Here is a 14,110-nt window from a genome sequence, read left to right on the forward strand (position 1 = left end):
TTGCAACAATTTTATCGATGATTACGTCAGTAAGGTTGCAGGGAGAGGGGGATCCTTTGTGGTAGAGCCGGAACTCATCAGAGCCGCTCAATCGGGCGATCGCGACGCTCTAATTACCCTATTGCGGGAGATTGAACAGCACGTCTATCGTACCGCATATTACATTTTAAATAATGAACAGGACGCCTTGGATGCTGCTCAGGAAGCGTTAATTCGAATTTACACCAAGATTAACTCTTATGAAGAAAAAGCTCAGTTCAAAACCTGGGTGCAGCGCATCGTGACTAACATCTGCATTGACAAATTCAGAAGAACCAAGCCTTCAGTGTCTATTGATGAACATGAAATGGTTTTTCAGGATAAGCAGGATGTAGAGTTCGAAGTGATGTCCACTTATGTGGCGAAAGATATTCAAGAAGCGATCAACAAGCTGCCAGAGCATCATCGGACCGTCATTGTTCTAAGATATCTGCAAGATTTATCCTATAACGAAATTGCGGATTGTCTCGATCTTCCGCTAAATACAGTGAAGTCTTACTTATTTAGAGCCAGACAACAGTTACAAAATCTACTACAGGAGTATCAGAAAGGTGGTGTGACAGGATGAAATGTGAAGAGGTGGTGGAATGGATGCACCGGTATCTGGATCATGATCTGGGCGAGGCGGAAACGGCGCAGATGCTACAACATGTGGCCAAGTGTCCGGAGTGCGCCGAAAATTTTAGTATGCTCAGAGCTCTATCCAGGGAACTGGAAGATTTGCCCCAAGTTAGCTCTAAGTTCAGTCTGGTTGATGCAATTATGCCTCAATTGGATGCGATTGACGAAGCCCGTAAAGAACAAAGCAGTACCGTGCAAGAGATGAGTCCTGTCCCTGCGGCATTTGAGAATTTACAACGTTCAAGTTCAAGTGAGCAGAAAGCGAAGACCAAGTGGTTTAATTCGATGGCAGGACGTATGTCTGTGGGTGCAGCAGCTGCGGCGGTTATAATGGGATTTGCCATCTGGGGGCATCAGCCAGAGCAGATTGAGAATGCAGACTCTATGATGATGAGATCTGGTGCATCGCAAGATAGCAATAGTGACGAACAGTCTGCGCGGAGTATGTCTGTGAATAACGATCAAGCAGACACAACGAACCAGGCAGAAGGTAGTACGATCGCACCTGACTCATTAAATGCTCCCATAACGGAAGGTTCTACGCAACCGAATGCGGATCAACCTGACGAGAGCAACGGAACAGAACTGAAAACTCCAGATGCTTCAGGTAATCAAGAGCATTCCGAACCTTCCACGGAGGGGACAGCTTCACAGGACAAAGGCAATCAAGAGGTAAATTCAAGACCTTCTTCTGACACTTCCAGTAATCAGAAGAGCATGGATCCAAATCAGGGAACGGAGCAGAAAAAGCCGGATACAAGTGAAGGTGGTGCTTCCACTCCTAATGACAAGGATGGAAGAAGTACGTCCGATTCAAAGGACCAGCTCGACGAGACATTTTCGGCTCAAACGATCATTCCTAATCAGGATAACCCAGCTCAAGGCAGTGGAACTGAGAATGCAGGAAATGGAACGGAGTCAGGTGCAGCTGGTGGTCATCAGGGACTTGTGGCTCCTGAACAGGGGATCACGGCACCAACAACAGCAAAAGAATGGAAATCACCGGATGGTTCCTATATTGTTATGCTGATGGGTAACCAGATAAGTGTTTATGCGAAGTCCGCGAATGATCCGGATGTTCTGAATCTAATTGAGCAGCGGAATGTAGAGGGGACGTTTAAGTCAGGAAACTGGTCCAAAGACAGCCAGCAGTTTAATTATGAAATGGACAAAGACGGAACGACAACCAAGGATACGTTCAAAGTTGGTGCGGCATCTAATGCTCCTGAAAAATAGTTCTGGGATATGCTGTTCAGGCATGAAAAATATAATGCACTTTTCTAAGTGACAAGCATATACTGGCAATAACTAAAGACTGCTTTATTTCTGTTCTATTAACTGACGTCGTATGACCGCACGCCGGCTATTTCTAGAGTGGCTGTGCTTGCGTTTATATAGATGCAGAATAAGGGGCCTTTATCCATCCGTGGATGAAGGCCCCTTTGTTGTCTTGTGTTTTTTCTGGTAGGATAAGAGAGATAAGGAGGCACGGTGAATGGATGTAAAAAGCGCAACAAAGGCAATTCGCAGCGGAGACACTGCGCCAATCTATGTGCTGTATGGAACGGAGAAGTATCAGATACAGCAATTTACGGAGATGTTAAAAGAGCAGGTTATCGAAGAAGAACATCAGGATTTTGCGGTTATCCCTTATGACCTCTCTGAAACACCGATTGAGGCTGTCGTTGAAGAAGCAGAAACGGTTCCTTTTCTGGTTCCACGAAAATTGATTATTGTGAGGGACACCAGCTTGTTTACAGCAGGAAAAGAGTCCAAAATAGAGCATCAGGTAGATCGCTTGATTACATATATGGATAATCCCGCTGATTACAGCACGATCGTTTTTTTAGCGCAAGGGGACAAGCTGGATGAACGAAAGAAACTGGTGAAGGCGGCCAAGAAACAGGCCGTTGTGCTGGCCTTTGCGCCATTGAGTGGAGAAGAGTTGATTCAATGGATGGTCAAGCTTGCGAAACAACGAGAGGTTACCTTTGAAGCGGGGGCAGCAGAAACACTGATTAGTTACGCCGGGACGGGACTGCAATCCTTATCTGCCGAAGTCGATAAACTTTGTCTGTTTACAGGTCAAGGAGGAACGATTCGGAGGGCAGATATTGAATCACTCGTGGCTCGAAGTACGGAACAGAATGTATTTGCTCTGGTAGAGGAACTGGCTAACTTGAGGCTGGAAAAGGCACTGACTCTCTTCTATGAACTTTTGAAGCAGCGGGAAGAACCGATCAAGATTGCTGCGCTAATAGCCCGTCAATTCCGCATTATGATTCAAGTTAAGGAGCTTGGGCAGCAGAGCTACTCACAGCAACAGATTGCCAGTCAGCTTGGCTTGCACCCTTACGCAGTCAAAATTGCCGGGGAGCAGGCTCGAAAGTTCGAAGCTGATCGTCTGCGGAATATACTTAGTCACTTGGGTGAGCTGGATTATCAGATGAAAACGGGAGCGGTGGATAAGGTGCTTGGCTTGGAACTGTTTTTGTTAAGACTTGGTGCGTAACCCATGTGAAATAGCAAAAAAACAACCTGAATGTAAGTTCTTTGTATGTGGATACCATCATACAGAGAACGACTCAGGTTGTTTTTTTATGATTATGTTCTTTTTACTTGGCGGAACAGATGCTAAAAAATCCTGAAAGCCCATGCTGTTCAGGATTTTTCCATTGGTTCGTATAAGTAACGCTTCTTACGCTTGTGCGGAAAGAGCGTTCAGTTTTTTCGCCAAGCGAGACTTTTTGCGTGCTGCAGCATTTTTATGAACCAGACCTTTAGTTACAGCCTTGTCCAGCTTTTTGGAAGCAGCTTGAATCGCAGCTTTAGCAGTGTCAACTTCGTTGCTTACCAGAGCAGCATCAGCAGCTTTAACAGCTGTGCGGAGTGCAGACTTCTGAGAAGCGTTAAGTGCGCGGCGCTTGTCACTCGTTTTTACGCGTTTAACAGCGGATTTGATGTTTGGCATTACATTCACCTCCTGTAAGGCATTTGCATGAATACAAACGTTTCACAACTTAAAATATTCTATCACGCTAGCATGTAAATTGCAACAGATTTTGCATCATTGTTTGGCATGTTGCATAAAGTACGTCTTTTTCCCACACAATATCCTCAAATGGAACAAGGGAGGCAGGCACAGATGACACTTGATTTGCAAAATTATACCGTCCGCACCGATTTGGCTATTGATTCCAAAGAAATGGCACAAGGTAGCCAGAGACAGACCATTCCGGGACTGCGTGAGGATGTGGATACTAAAGATGGTATTACCATTACCCGGATCGATGTTTTAAATGATGAAGCAGCAAAAACAATTGGACGTGTTAAAGGTCATTATGTCACATTGGAGGTGCCTTCCCTTCGAAACGGAGATACCAACTTGAAGGAACGGGTAGCTGCCGAGTTTACGCGGGAAATGGAAGCATTTATGACGAAGGCAGGCATTGGCAAAGATTCCAAAGTGCTGATTGTAGGCCTCGGCAATCTAAATGTCACTCCAGATTCTCTCGGTCCGTTGGTGGTAGAGAATTTGATGGTTACCCGGCAGTATTTTGAATTGGTACCCGATCAAGTTGCACCAGGATATCGTGAAGTTAGCGCTATTGCGCCGGGTGTGTTGGGTACAACGGGGATTGAATCGAGTGACATTGTGCAGGGCATCGTTGAGCGCACCCGCCCCGATGCTATTATCGCTATTGATGCACTTGCTTCCCGCTCTCTTGAACGTGTGAACACAACCATTCAGGTGGCAGATATTGGTATACATCCAGGCTCAGGCATCGGAAACAAGCGGCGTGGATTAACCAAGGAAATCCTCGGTGTTCCTTGCATTGCGATCGGCGTGCCAACGGTATGTTATGCCTCTACCATCGTGAATAATGTCATTGAAATGATGCGTTCCCATTTTCGCCAGGAGACGGATCAGACGAAACAGATCATGGGTATGCTGGATGACATTGGTGAAGAGGATCGCTTGAGTCTGGTCAAAGAAGTGCTTGAACCACTGGGGCATGACCTCATCGTTACACCGAAGGAAATTGACGAGTTTATTGAAGGTATCGCCAACGTTATCGCAACGGGGCTTAATGCGGCACTCCATGAGGCAGTCGATCCAAGTAACGTCGCGGCTTACACTCATTAGAGCCTAATAAACCAATTGTCTAAATAAGGAGAGGGAGGTCCGAATCTATCGGACTTTCTTTTTTTTTGTTCACTTTATCTTTCTACTTCCTGTTCTATCAAATTGCACACGCTCATAGAGTTGAAGTATAAGAGTTGTCCTGCAAGGGAAGGAGACATAAGAATGAACAAGATATTGACATGGAACATTGGCAAATGGAAAAAAAGATGTCTGCATGTGCTGGCTATGGGCCGTACACTGTTGCTGCTTATGATGATATCTGCCCTCTTTTTTGTTGCACTGGGGCTTGGTGGAATGGCGGAGAAAAGGCTGAATAACTCCCCTGTTTCTTCAATGAAAGGATTTGCAGGTTCGGTCTCCAGTCGCTTCTTTGTGGACATGTTAGGCATGGAAATGCCTCATCTAACGAAGAAGGAACAGAACGCTGCGATTTCCGGCGAGAATCTGACCTCTTTTGTGTTTCAATTGCTTACCAATGTGAATCCACAAGATCCCAAAAGTTTGATCGCACGAGAAATGCCAGGCATGGGTGCGAATCAGCCAGTCATGCTCCGGCCCGGTTCTGGAAATACCAAGGCCGAAGCACCAGAAGACTATCAGCCGGATCCAGGAATTACGGAAACAGCCGCCTCAGGTGCAGGTAAACCAGGAAGTGAGTTACATGTCCCCCCGGGACAGGATAATACAGGTGTTACTGGTGAGGATGATCCTGAGAACGGAGCAGGAAATGAAGAACCGCCATCCAAGGGAAAGGGACAAGAAAAGGGCAATCCGGCAATGACCAAAAAGTCGGTGCTCATCTATCACTCTCATCCGCGTGAAGGCTATAATCCGTTACTTGGCACTAATAGTGACAATCCTTCCTCTGGTAAGTCGACAGGTAATGTTTTTCAAGTGGGAACTTATTTATCGGATAGTCTGGAAAAACTGGGTGTTGGTGTAGAGCATGCGAAGGAAGATTATCAGACTAAAATTAAAGACTACAATTGGAACTTCTCATATAAATATTCAAGGCAGACAGTTAAAGCGGCGCTTGCTCAGAATGATGACCTGACATATCTAATAGATATTCACCGCGATTCCCAGCGGCACAAAAAAACGACAACAACCATCGGTGATCAGAGCTACGCCAAGGTATATTTTATCATCGGACATGAGAATCCAAATTGGCGTAAAAATGAGGCCTTTGCTGCGAAAATTCACAAAAAACTGGAAGGGAAGTATCCGGGAGTGTCCCGAGGGGTGTGGGGGAAGAATGGTGGAGGAGGCAACAATGGAGAATATAATCAGACCCTTTCCCCGAATAGCATTTTGATTGAGATCGGTGGTATTGATAATACAGCAGCTGAGTTGAAACGAACATCCAAAATTTTAGCCGATATGATCGCCGAAGTGTATTGGGATGAACAGAACGTAGATAAAGCAAATGCAAAACCTGTATCAAAGGGTGGATAAATGATGTGAATATTTGGAAGATGAACGTAAAACTGCAGCAAAAAATTGAATTGAATTGAGCCATAAATAAAAAAAGAGGGAGGAAGGCGAGATGTCCAGATTCGGCAAAAAAATGCTGTCTGTCAGTGTGCTTATGTTACTTGGTGTCCTGCTTGGCATGCAGCTGGCGGGGAGTGGTTTTCAGCATAACAACCCTGTAGAAAGTATTCCGGTAATGGCGACCACAGAATCGGCCCCAGAGGAAAATAAGCCTGTATCACCTGAGACTGTGCAGACAGAGGTTAAGAAACCATTCGTGCCTGTCCAGACTCCAAGCCAGGTACTTGGCGCAGAACAGCAAAAGGCTTCAGTAGACGTTTTGGCGGAAAAAACGGCAGGGTTGCTACAAAACTTGTCAAACAGTGGCATCAAGTGGGTCGTCTCTCTTTTTGGTGGAGTAGATGAATAGAAGCAGACGTAGTAAAGGTACACTAAACCTTCTAGACGTTTATCAAGTGCACTTTATTAAGAAGATGCACATCATGGGATTGATGCACCTTGCCGCAACTGTTATAATGAAGTGATTGACACTAGGCTGTTTCTGGGGGTAAGGAATGACTGACATTCGGGAAAGACAACGTAAAATTCGTAACTTTTCAATTATTGCACATATAGATCACGGTAAATCAACACTTGCGGACCGGATCTTGGAGTACACAGGTGCGCTGACATCACGCGAAATGCAGGAACAAGTACTGGATCAGATGGATCTGGAGCGTGAACGCGGAATTACAATCAAACTGCAGGCGGTTGCTCTGAATTACAAAGCAGACGATGGTGAAGAATACCTGCTGAACCTCATTGATACACCAGGACACGTAGACTTCACATATGAAGTGTCTCGGAGTCTTGCTGCATGTGAGGGAGCGTTGCTTGTCGTTGACGCGGCTCAAGGGATTGAGGCGCAGACACTTGCTAACGTTTATCTTGCTTTAGACAACAATCTGGAGATCTTGCCGGTCATTAACAAAATCGACTTGCCAAGTGCTGATCCGGATCGGGTGAAGCAGGAAGTTGAGGATGTTATCGGATTGGATACCAGTAATGCTGTTTTGGCTTCTGCCAAAGCTGGCATCGGAATCAAAGAGATTCTGGAGCAAGTGGTACAAAGTGTACCGGCACCTGTTGGTGATCCGGACCAGCCGCTTAAAGCGCTGATCTTTGACTCTCATTACGATCCCTACAAGGGAGTTATCGTGTATGTACGTGTCATTGATGGCAAGATTAAAGCGGGTTCAAAGATTAAAATGATGGCGACTAACAAGTCGTTTGAAGTGATTGAAGTGGGAGCGTTCAAGCCGCGCATGACAATTGTGGACGAGCTGAACGTTGGTGACGTAGGATTTATCGTGGCGGGTATTCGTCACGTAGGTGATACACAAGTCGGGGATACGGTTACCGATGCCAAGAATCCGACAGCTGAACCGCTTCCGGGTTACCGTAAAATTAATCCAATGGTTTACTGCGGTCTGTATCCGATTGAGACATCGGACTACGTGGATCTGCGTGAGGCATTGGAGAAGCTGCAACTGAATGACGCTTCACTCAGTTTTGAGCCGGAGACATCTAGCGCACTGGGCTTTGGATTCCGTTGTGGATTCCTTGGACTTTTGCATATGGACGTTATTCAGGAACGGATTGAGCGAGAATTTAATATTCCACTGATCACAACTGCACCGAGTGTAATCTACCATGTGACCTTGACTAATGGCGACAAGATTCAGATTGATAATCCATCTAACTATCCTGAAGTAGGACGCATTGATTATGTTGAAGAGCCGTATGTAAAGGCAGCCATTATTGTACCGAATGATTATGTAGGTACCATTATGGAATTATGTCAGAACAAACGCGGCGAATATGTGAATATGGAATATTTGGACACAACACGGGTTACGCTTACCTATGAGATTCCGCTGTCCGAGATTGTTTATGACTTCTTCGACCAGTTGAAATCAAGCACTAAAGGTTATGCTTCGTTTGACTATGAGTTGTCTGGTTATCGTCAATCCAATCTGGCGAAAATGGACATTCTGCTCAACGGAGAACAAGTGGATGCCTTGTCCTTTATCGTTCACAAAGATCGTGCTTACAACCGTGGCCGCATTATCTGTGAGAAACTGCGCGAGCTGATCCCGCGGCAAATGTTCGAGGTGCCGATTCAGGCATCCGTGGGTACGAAGGTTGTTGCTCGTGAAACGGTCAAAGCAATGCGTAAGAACGTACTTGCCAAGTGTTACGGTGGTGACATCTCGCGGAAACGGAAACTGCTGGAGAAGCAGAAGGAAGGTAAGAAGCGGATGAAGCAGGTTGGTAACGTTGAGGTGCCGCAAGAGGCATTTATGGCAGTACTGAAAATTGATGATTAATAATTTAATTTCGGGTACAGCACAGAGTATGCGTATCGAAATTAAATTCTAAAAATGCATTTTTAGGTAAAGCACAGATTGTTATCTGAAATTGAATCAACATTTTAGCTGAAAGGGAAGCCAAATGGCTTTCCTTTTTTCAAATAGAGGGGGACTTGCCGTGACACTCGCAGCACATAACCAGAAAACAGGTGCGCCCCAAGCGGTGTATCTTCACATTCCATTTTGCACGAATAAATGTTTTTACTGCGACTTTAATTCTTACGTTCTGAAGGATCAGCCGGTGATGCAATATTTGGAGGCACTAGAACGGGAGATGGAGCATACCGTTAAGGCTAATCCGCCGGGTGAGATCAAAACGATCTTTGTCGGCGGCGGTACGCCAACCGCATTGAAACCGGACGAGATGGCATATTTTCTGCGCTCGGTCAAAACCTATTTTCCAAATTGGGCTGATGATATCGAATTTTCGATGGAAGCCAACCCGGGAACGACAGATGCCGAGAAGCTTGCGGCGATGAAAGAGGGCGGTGTTAACCGTGTCAGCTTTGGCGTTCAGGCTTTTCAGAATGACCTGCTGACAGGCATTGGCCGGATTCATAATACGGATGATGTATACCGAAGTTTGGAGAATGCGCGCAAGGCGGGACTGGATAACCTGTCGATCGACTTGATGTTTGGTCTGCCAAACCAGACGGTTGAGATGCTGAACGAGAGCATTGACAAGGCGCTGGAACTGGATTTGAAGCATTATTCCATCTATAGCCTGAAGGTAGAAGAGAATACTCTTTTCCATACACTGTATCAAAAAAATCAACTGCCTCTGCCTCATGAAGATGATGAGCTGCAAATGTATCTTCTATTAATGAAGCGAATGAAAGAAGCGGGTTATGAACAATATGAGATCAGTAACTTTGCTAAACCTGGCTTCGAAAGCCGTCACAATATCACCTATTGGCGTAATGAGGATTATTATGGACTCGGTGCGGGAGCGCATGGGTACGTAGGCCGCGAACGGCATATGAACATCAAGGGGATTAATCCTTATGTAGAAGCTTCGCGGGCAGGACTGCCTCGTTTGGATCACTTTGAGATTGGCCGTGCGGAAGCGATGGAGGATTATCTGATGGTTGGACTCCGTATGCTGGAGGGGGCTTCGTCTTCAAGATTCCATGAGCAGTTCGGAGAGTCCATGGAGGACGTATTTGCGAAGCCACTTGGCAAAATGCTTCATGCAGGATTGCTTGAGCGGACAGCAGACGGCTTTAAACTGAGTGAACAGGGTATTCTGTTCGGCAATGACGTTTTTGCCGAGTTTATTGGCTCTATATCGCTAAATTCGTAGCTTGAAATTCTATACGCTCTGTTGTATATTTATTCATATTGTTTTACAGGGCGTGTCAATTTCACAACTACGAAGCTAGCTTTCCTCGGAAAGCGTCGTTATAGGAGGAGAGCTGGATGTCGGTTATATGCAGGAAAGCTGTACCGGAAGATGTTGAACCACTGTTTGAAATGATTAAGGGATATGCAGAGCGTGGGATCATGCTTCCGCGTTCACGGGAAATACTGCAACGGCAACTGGAGCATTTTATTGTGGCTGAGGTGGATGGAGTAGTTGTAGGCTGCGGCTCATTATGTCGTTTGGGTAATGATCTGGTGGAAGTGAGATCACTGGGCATTTCGGAGGGATATAAAGGGCTGGGCATAGGCTCTCGCTTGCTTGACCGACTTGTTGAGGAAGCCCAGAGACAACAGATTCCAAAGGTGATGGCACTTACTTATGAAGTTTCCTTTTTCTTGAAGAATGGTTTTGCTGTCGTGGAGAAGGAGATTTTCCCTGAGAAAGTGTGGACGGATTGTGTTCATTGCAGCAAGCAAGATTGCTGTGACGAGATTGCCGTTTTGAAGGAACTGAATATTTCAGCCTAATATATGTTTATGAATGATGTTTTATATAAAAGAAAGACGGATTACAAGCCCAAGAAACCTTTCGGTTTCAAAGGGACTGTGGTCTTTTTTTTTGCTTTTTTTTTCATATACTTTTCACACACTTATTCCATTATTCTCACACAACCTCTTGTTAAGATGAACTTACATAAGCGATCTGCAGAAAAACTTCACAGTGAAAACAACTGGAGAACATGTATGGAAGCAAGGTTTCCAATATCTCCAGCAGGGAGTATGCAGGTAGCTCAAACTAAAGAATGAGGTGACTGATCATGAAAAAATGGACTAAACATGTGGCAGCATTGGTAACAGCAGTGAGTGTAATTGGTGGAGCAGGCAGCGCTTTTGCCGCAACACCTGTCGTGAATTCAGTGAAATCGGCTGAAACGCAAAAAGCAGGGGCAACAACCAAATCAACAACTAAATCAACAACGACTCCAGCGGCAAAATCTTCTGTAACGCCAACAAAATCGACGGGATCTAAAACTACACCTACCAAAACAACAGCTTCGACCAAGAAGGAAACAACAACTCACAAAGCAAAAGCGGTAACGCATAAAGCCAAAAAAGCTGCTCATAAAGCAAAAAAGGCAGTGCACAAATCAAAAGTAACTCACAAAGCCAAAAGAGCTTCTCATAAAACAACGGCAATGCATCACAAGGGCAAAAAAACGGCCCACAAAGCAAAAGCAGTAACACATAAAGCAAAAACAACGACTCATAATGCAAAAGCAGCTGCTCATAAAGCGAAACAGGCTGCACACAAAGTTTCAGCCGCTGCAAAGGCTACTACACATAAAGCAAAACAAACGGCACACAAAGCAAAAAAAGCCGCTCACAAAATCGTAGCGCACAAAGCAACGACTAAAAAAGCAGTTGGCACTAAAACGCCAGTAGCTAAAACGACTGTAACCAAAACAACTGCAACAACAACTCCAAAAACAGCGACACATAAAACAACTGCTGTGACAACGCACAAAGCTTCAGCATCTGCTACGAAAGCGCCGGCGACAACAAAGGTTACAAACAAAAACGAGGCACCAAAATCAAGCTCATCCCATAAATAAGAATATGGCCTTTGACGAGTCCTAACTGTATCGGTTCAGTCTAACGAAATATGCATCAGTGACACAAGACACAAAGCGGCTTACAGGCGGAGTTTCTCTTATGGGAACCTCCGTCTTTTCTATGTTGGTCGGTATTTTGAATTTGATAATCGGTGCATTCATGGAAGTTTTGATATGTAGGTGCTGACTCTGTTACATTAGTAGTGACATATTGAATAAAAAACATATCAGAAATGATATATCTGTGATTGAGGTGACTGCTAATGCCGCGTATTTTTGTAGTGGATGATGATCCATATATTCTGCAACTCATTACAGGTTATTTAAAAAAGGAAGAGTATGAAGTGACCTCGTTTGCACACGGTAGAGAGCTGATCGGAGAAGTTCGCTCGAAAAAGCCGGACTGTCTCATTCTTGACATCATGATGCCTGGCGTCGATGGGCTTACGCTCCTCACTGAACTGCGAACCTTTACTGAAATTCCAATTATTATGGTCTCGGCACGAGGAGAGGAGATCGACCGTTTGAATGGTCTGGAACTGGGCTGCAATGATTTTCTGAGTAAACCCTTCAATCCGCGTGAACTCGTTGCCAGAGTGAAAAGTATGCTGCGTCTGATTAATAGCAGCCGGTTGTCACAAGGCAGTGAACTTAAAGAAATGGAGCAGCATCAGCCGAAGGAAGGGGCTTATTTTAGTATAGGTAACGTTCAGATTTCAGAAGACTTTCGGCGTGTTAACGTTCGGGGGGAGGAGCTTGCACTAACTGGCAGGGAATATGAGCTTCTGTTATTTTTGTCACAGCACCTGGATCGTCCCTTCAGCCGGGAACAGCTCATCCAACAGGTCTGGAATTATGATTTTTATGGTGAAGTGCGTGTGGTGGATGATCTCGTAAAACGGATTCGCAAAAAGCTTGTGCAGGTTCAAGCTACACTGACTATTGATACGGTGTGGGGGTTCGGCTATAAAGCGGCTGTACATGAGCGATGAAGACGATTCGCAGCAAAATGCTGCTGGCCTTGTTCGCAAGTGTGCTTGTTACCGTGGCGTTTACCGTGCTGTTTTTTATCCACCTATTCGATGATATTCTGCTCAATCAGGTCAAGCAGCAACTACATGGTCAAACGCAGAAGGCGGTTAAGATCATTCGTGTAGATGATCTGGAGGATCTGGACAATGACAGTTTCCGTTTCTTCATTAAGGACATTCTTTTCTATGCGGACTATTTTGTAATCGATGGAGATGATAAAATTGTCGCTTCGAGCAGCGCAGGTCGTGTGGGAATGAAGTTGGAGGGATTTCCAGGTACACACGAAGGGTATATGATTTTGAATGGAAAAAAGGTACTCTACAGTGAAGCTGAGTTGTCACATAAACAGTTCCGGGTAATCTTGTATTCCCCGCTCTCCTCACTCAGGGCAATGTATATTCCGTTATTCCGGACAACACTTCTGTCTATTGCTGCAAGTTTTTTTGTCATCCTGTTGATCGGATTATTTGCGGTATGGCGTACCGTACAACCGCTTAATAGGCTGAAAGAAGCTGTAAGTAAATACGAACCTAATATGCCTGACAAGAAGCAATTTCTGCAAGCCGACCATACAGAAATAGGAGAATTGATCCATACCTTTCAATTAATGAGCAACAGACTTGATGATCATCACCGGCATCAGCTGGAGTTTCTGCAAAATGTATCTCATGAGCTTAAGACACCGTTGATGTCCATTCAGGGTTATGTGTATGCTATTCAAGATCAGGTGGTATCCACCGATCAGGGGCTTGACATTATTGCTGCACAGTCACAGCGACTCATCGATATGGTTGGTAAGCTGATTCAGCTCTCCAGATTGGAAACTGTAGAAGAAGAGTGGCCTATGACAGTCATTGACTTGAAGAGCATGGCCGATGAGGCTGTGTACCTGCTTATGCCAACCGCACTTCAGCGGGGTGTTCATTTGACAGCGGAAGCTGAATCGTTCAAGGTTGAAACAGCGGGTGAGCAGCTGTTTCAGATTCTGTTAAACTTGCTGCAAAATGCAGTGCGTCATTCCCAAACTCAAGTAAAATTAACATTGGAACACTCGGGTGATGATCATGCTGACTGGAGTTTTCATATTGATGATGATGGCCCAGGTTTGAACGAGCATGACCGGCAATATATTTTCCGGCGTTTCTATACCGGGAATAATGGGGTTACAGGACTGGGACTGGCAATTAGCAAGCAACTGGCAATCCATCTTCATGCAGATTTGGTGTATAGTGACTCGCCACTGGGAGGCGCACGCTTTAGTCTGAGACATTATCCTGTGGATAAAGAAATACAGCATCAAGGTTCATAATTTGCGTTATAAGTGCTGGTTATTGGCCTATACTATAAATAGATGATCCCATTCCGCAAACTCACTTGACAATGATCATGTC

General features: G+C 45.1%; 13 protein-coding genes. 12 read left to right on the forward strand and 1 reads right to left on the reverse strand.

The window, feature by feature from the left end; genetic code table 11:
- Window positions 1-58: 58 nt before the first annotated feature.
- The 3 genes from ACR8BL_RS25095 (at window position 59) to holA (ending at window position 3,172) form a co-directional block, all read left to right on the forward strand.
- Window positions 59-607: an RNA polymerase sigma factor gene (locus ACR8BL_RS25095; RefSeq protein WP_154983218.1), complete on the forward strand. Its 549-nt coding sequence runs from the start codon at window positions 59-61 to the stop codon at window positions 605-607.
- Entirely contained in the window at window positions 604-1,896 is a 1,293-nt protein-coding gene (locus ACR8BL_RS25100) for a zf-HC2 domain-containing protein (RefSeq protein WP_434750061.1), read from the forward strand. Before ACR8BL_RS25095 ends, ACR8BL_RS25100 begins: the two co-directional genes overlap by 4 nt.
- A gap of 259 nt (window positions 1,897-2,155) precedes the next feature.
- Window positions 2,156-3,172 (forward strand): DNA polymerase III subunit delta, encoded by a 1,017-nt coding sequence (gene holA, locus ACR8BL_RS25105; protein ID WP_434750062.1) that lies wholly within the window; start codon window positions 2,156-2,158, stop codon window positions 3,170-3,172.
- 186 nt (window positions 3,173-3,358) lie between these two features.
- Here the strand turns inward: holA and rpsT are convergent, their stop codons facing one another.
- Complete coding sequence (gene rpsT / locus ACR8BL_RS25110) at window positions 3,359-3,631, reverse strand: 30S ribosomal protein S20 (protein ID WP_024628504.1); 273 nt, start codon at window positions 3,629-3,631, stop codon at window positions 3,359-3,361.
- A 174-nt stretch (window positions 3,632-3,805) separates the two neighbouring features.
- Here rpsT and gpr point away from each other — a divergent pair, with 174 nt between their 5' ends.
- The 9 genes from gpr to ACR8BL_RS25155 all read left to right on the forward strand — a co-directional run bounded on the left by gpr (window position 3,806) and on the right by ACR8BL_RS25155 (window position 14,028).
- A complete protein-coding gene (gene gpr / locus ACR8BL_RS25115) occupies window positions 3,806-4,807 on the forward strand; it encodes a GPR endopeptidase (RefSeq protein ID WP_434750063.1) in 1,002 nt (333 codons plus the stop codon).
- Window positions 4,808-4,969: 162 nt separating this feature from the next.
- A complete protein-coding gene (locus ACR8BL_RS25120) occupies window positions 4,970-6,262 on the forward strand; it encodes a stage II sporulation protein P (RefSeq protein ID WP_434750064.1) in 1,293 nt (430 codons plus the stop codon).
- Between the two features lie 91 nt (window positions 6,263-6,353).
- Window positions 6,354-6,710: a hypothetical protein gene (locus ACR8BL_RS25125; RefSeq protein WP_434750065.1), complete on the forward strand. Its 357-nt coding sequence runs from the start codon at window positions 6,354-6,356 to the stop codon at window positions 6,708-6,710.
- 145 nt (window positions 6,711-6,855) lie between these two features.
- The gene (gene lepA / locus ACR8BL_RS25130) at window positions 6,856-8,670 is read left to right on the forward strand and encodes a translation elongation factor 4 (protein WP_434750066.1); all 1,815 of its coding nucleotides are present in this window, start codon (window positions 6,856-6,858) and stop codon (window positions 8,668-8,670) included.
- 124 nt (window positions 8,671-8,794) lie between these two features.
- Window positions 8,795-10,015, forward strand: coding sequence for a radical SAM family heme chaperone HemW (gene hemW / locus ACR8BL_RS25135; protein ID WP_434750067.1), 1,221 nt, complete (start codon window positions 8,795-8,797; stop codon window positions 10,013-10,015).
- A gap of 116 nt (window positions 10,016-10,131) precedes the next feature.
- Window positions 10,132-10,602 carry an N-acetyltransferase gene (locus ACR8BL_RS25140; RefSeq protein WP_434750068.1) on the forward strand — a complete coding sequence of 157 codons (471 nt, stop codon included), beginning with the start codon at window positions 10,132-10,134 and terminating at the stop codon, window positions 10,600-10,602.
- A gap of 290 nt (window positions 10,603-10,892) precedes the next feature.
- Complete coding sequence (locus tag ACR8BL_RS25145) at window positions 10,893-11,687, forward strand: hypothetical protein (RefSeq protein WP_434750069.1); 795 nt, start codon at window positions 10,893-10,895, stop codon at window positions 11,685-11,687.
- Between the two features lie 263 nt (window positions 11,688-11,950).
- Window positions 11,951-12,679 (forward strand): response regulator transcription factor, encoded by a 729-nt coding sequence (locus ACR8BL_RS25150; protein WP_434750070.1) that lies wholly within the window; start codon window positions 11,951-11,953, stop codon window positions 12,677-12,679.
- Window positions 12,676-14,028, forward strand: a complete 1,353-nt coding sequence (locus ACR8BL_RS25155; RefSeq protein WP_434750071.1) for a sensor histidine kinase — start codon at window positions 12,676-12,678, stop codon at window positions 14,026-14,028. Before ACR8BL_RS25150 ends, ACR8BL_RS25155 begins: the two co-directional genes overlap by 4 nt.
- Window positions 14,029-14,110 lie beyond the last annotated feature (82 nt).

Origin of the sequence: Paenibacillus amylolyticus (assembly GCF_051136285.1) — a bacterium.
Classification (GTDB): Bacteria; Bacillota; Bacilli; order Paenibacillales; family Paenibacillaceae; genus Paenibacillus; species Paenibacillus amylolyticus_F.